2 protein-coding genes and 2 pseudogenes are annotated in these 3,044 nt (G+C 39.3%); 2 read left to right on the top strand and 2 right to left on the bottom strand.

What is annotated here, in order from left to right:
- Nucleotides 1-424: 424 nt before the first annotated feature.
- A pseudogene (locus GRP75_RS22975) lies at nt 425-1,396 on the top strand (alpha/beta hydrolase fold domain-containing protein).
- A 110-nt stretch (nt 1,397-1,506) separates the two neighbouring features.
- A pseudogene (locus GRP75_RS22970) lies at nt 1,507-1,686 on the top strand (DUF255 domain-containing protein); the annotation flags it as partial.
- Nucleotides 1,687-2,196: 510 nt separating this feature from the next.
- Here the strand turns inward: GRP75_RS22970 and GRP75_RS22965 are convergent.
- Both GRP75_RS22965 and GRP75_RS22960 read right to left on the bottom strand, forming a co-directional pair.
- The gene (locus tag GRP75_RS22965; protein ID WP_160790464.1) at nt 2,197-2,448 is read right to left on the bottom strand and encodes a hypothetical protein; all 252 of its coding nucleotides are present in this window, start codon (nt 2,446-2,448) and stop codon (nt 2,197-2,199) included.
- A gap of 91 nt (nt 2,449-2,539) precedes the next feature.
- A partial coding sequence (locus GRP75_RS22960) for a recombinase family protein (RefSeq protein WP_160790463.1) occupies nt 2,540-3,044 on the bottom strand: 505 nt, incomplete at its 5' end.

The raw sequence follows: 3,044 nt of genomic DNA, 5'->3' as shown, positions 1-3,044 counted from the left end.
AATGAATTTAATTTTGGCTTCATAACGTGGTGAGCTTAGGGCGTGATCGGATGATCGCTGTGTACGACCAATCCGTCACGTCTTTTTTATTTGGCAAAAGTTTTGATGTGTGTTTGCATTACCTCCCACATCCAGATTCCGAAATACGTTTTTGGCATTTCATTTTCTCTCTTGAACTTTTTACATACCGTTCTTGATCCCAAAATTCCGCTCACCCTCCCTCGATGATCCAACAGACCCATTCTATTTCAAAGGCTGTACATCATTTTTTCATTATTGTTTTTATGCCAAAAATGATTCTAAATCGTTGTTTTCATTTATAAAGCTTATTTTAATCTTTAAAATATGAATATAAACGACAGCAACAATTGAAATACGTATTGATTCATTGTCTTTAAAACAAGAAAGCGGGGAAACGATTACTATGGGGGAGCAAAAAAGTAGAAGTAGACATCTGATTGATCCAGAAATTATCAGTGCAGTTGATTTAATATCAACAACCGATCTTACCGAATCTACACTAATGGAAGCACGTAAAAATCAATCTCAAATGATGCAACAAATAGATGTAACGCAGATGTTCCCTATTACATTAGAAAAAAAGATTGTGCCAAGTTATTTTAGGGGTCCAGATATTCAATTAGAAATTATTAAGCCCAAACAATCAAAGCATCATAAGATGCCTCTATATTATTCGATACACGGAGGCGGGATGGTCTTAGGAAGTCCAGTCGTAGATCGCCCTGCTAATGCATCTCTTGCTGCACAACATGGTTTTTGTTGTGTATCTGTGTACTATCGCCTAGCACCAGAGCATGTATAGCCAAGTCAGTTACAGGATTGTTATTCGGGCCTAAAATGGTGTATTGAACATGCGGAAGAGTTAGGGATAGACACTCAGAAGGTTGCCGTAGGGGGCAGCAGCGCTGGCGGCGGATTGGCGGCTGGCCTAGCCTTGTACATTCGTGATCAGAAGGAACTCGAAATCCATCATCTAAGATTAATGAGGCCAATGCTAGATGATCGCACAAGCACCGCACCAGAGCATCCATACGCAGGAGAGTTTATTTGGACAAAACAAAGTAATTATTTTGGCTGGAAATCTGTATTGGGGGATGAACCGGGTCAGGAGGAGGTAAATGAGTATTATGCGCCGGCCCGTGCTAAGTCATTGGCCGGGTTACCACCGACTTATATAAATATAGGTACCCTTGATTTATTCATTGATGAAGCCTTAGTTTTTGCAAAACAACTGGCCTTTGATGGTGTCTTAGTGGAATTACATGTCTATCCCGGGTACCATCATATGTCTCCCGCGTTTCCGGATGCGCATTTTTCAAAAGAAGGGGCTAGAACAAGTGAATACGCCTTACTGAAAGCTCTGGAGATGTTCTAATGAGTATAATGTTAAACTCTAATAAGGTACGATTACAGTAAATAAAGCACTGATGAAGAATATCCATCAGTGCTTTTTCATACCTACAACTACGGAAGTGGTGATGTCCCATGACAACGAGCAGCAAACCGAATAGACTAGCCAAGGAAAAATCACCTTATTTGCTACAGCATGCTCACAATCCAGTAAATTGGTTCCCTTGGTCAGATGAGGCTTTTGAAATTGCTAAGCGTAATAACAAGCCCATTTTCCTATCTGTCGGCTATTCCACTTGCCATTGGTGCCACGTTTGCTTAAGCTTCAAAAGAAAAACCCTTACTGAATAAGGGTTTAGTTAAATTGAATAGATACATTCAGATTGTTCGTACCTTTATCGTAGATATACTCTATTCTAGAGATGATCATTTTTGCAATCATATTCTTATCATTTTCAGTTGCAGATTCAGAAGACCAAATGTCTTTAAATGACTTTATTAATTTCATCCGTTCTTTATTCTTCTCTCTGCTGTCGTAGTTTACCTCATAACGATGGACCGCTAATTCGGATTCGAGAGCAGATACTTCTTGTTGCCGTTTAACTTTACGCTCCTCATACTCTTCTCGTGTATATTCTCTAACTTTTCGATTACATCAGTGTTTATGTAATTATCACTATCAATAATTCTCTGTTCGTAATCGGCTATCTCCCAATCTATAAAGTCAGTAAGGACATTAACCTTCACGCCACTGTTGTTACAATAGTTGCCCAAGTGGTCGTATTTATTACAGGCCTTAAGTGAGTTAGTGGTATAACCATCAGATTATAACGCATCATTTTCTTTCATTTCCCACAAAACACTAGGCCAGACAGGGCATATGTCCCTGCCTTTATTTTTCTCTAACATGGCTAATAATTTCATGTGTTCTTCCTCAGTTTTTACAGCGGCATGACAGTTTTCTACAATGCCCATTCTTCTCGTGGGTTGATAACCAGTGGTTGAGATTTCTTTTTTGTGACCAGATCCTTTTGTTTTGTTCGAAATTATTTTCCCTGTATCGTATTTGAGTGCCATAATCCATTTTTAGGTCCGGGACCGGGAATGCTACGTCTATTAAAGTCCCAGCCAATTGTTTCTAAGCTTTTACCTCCAAAAATCCTGGATTTCATTTCTTGGTAGATAACATTTTTTTAGGAACGACATCAAGCCCTTTTATTGCTGCTACATAAACAAAAGGGAGAGGAGCCGGTCCATTTGTCCATTTGCCAAGCCTTGCTCCGACTTTCTTTCCGCGTTGCAAATTTTTCGTAGTTATCTTATATTCCTGACGAGCAAGTAGTCCTCTTACATCCACAAGCAGATCGTCAGTATCATCAACGAGGTTATATATTTTTTCAGGTGTGACTATGTACGTCTCACTATCACGAAAGATACGTTTTATCTTTCCTTGATCCTCAAGTTCCCCTCTGCCAAGACGCTGATAATCAACTACAAGAACAGCATCATAAATACCTTCCTCGATGTCAGACAGCAAACTCTTAAATTTAGGTCTGTACTCTATTGTTTCAGAACTGGCTATTTCAACGTATTCAACATACTTCCATCCATGCTTCACACATATCTTTCTCAAGACGAAGCGGTGCTTTTCAAGATCTGTATCTTCTTCTCCG

Source organism: Paenibacillus sp. OT2-17, from assembly GCF_009827695.1.
In the GTDB taxonomy this organism is placed as follows: domain Bacteria; phylum Bacillota; class Bacilli; order Paenibacillales; family Paenibacillaceae; genus Paenibacillus; species Paenibacillus polymyxa_B.
The sequence above is the reverse complement of the archived record's forward strand: the minus strand, read 5'-3'. Positions and strand labels throughout refer to the sequence as shown.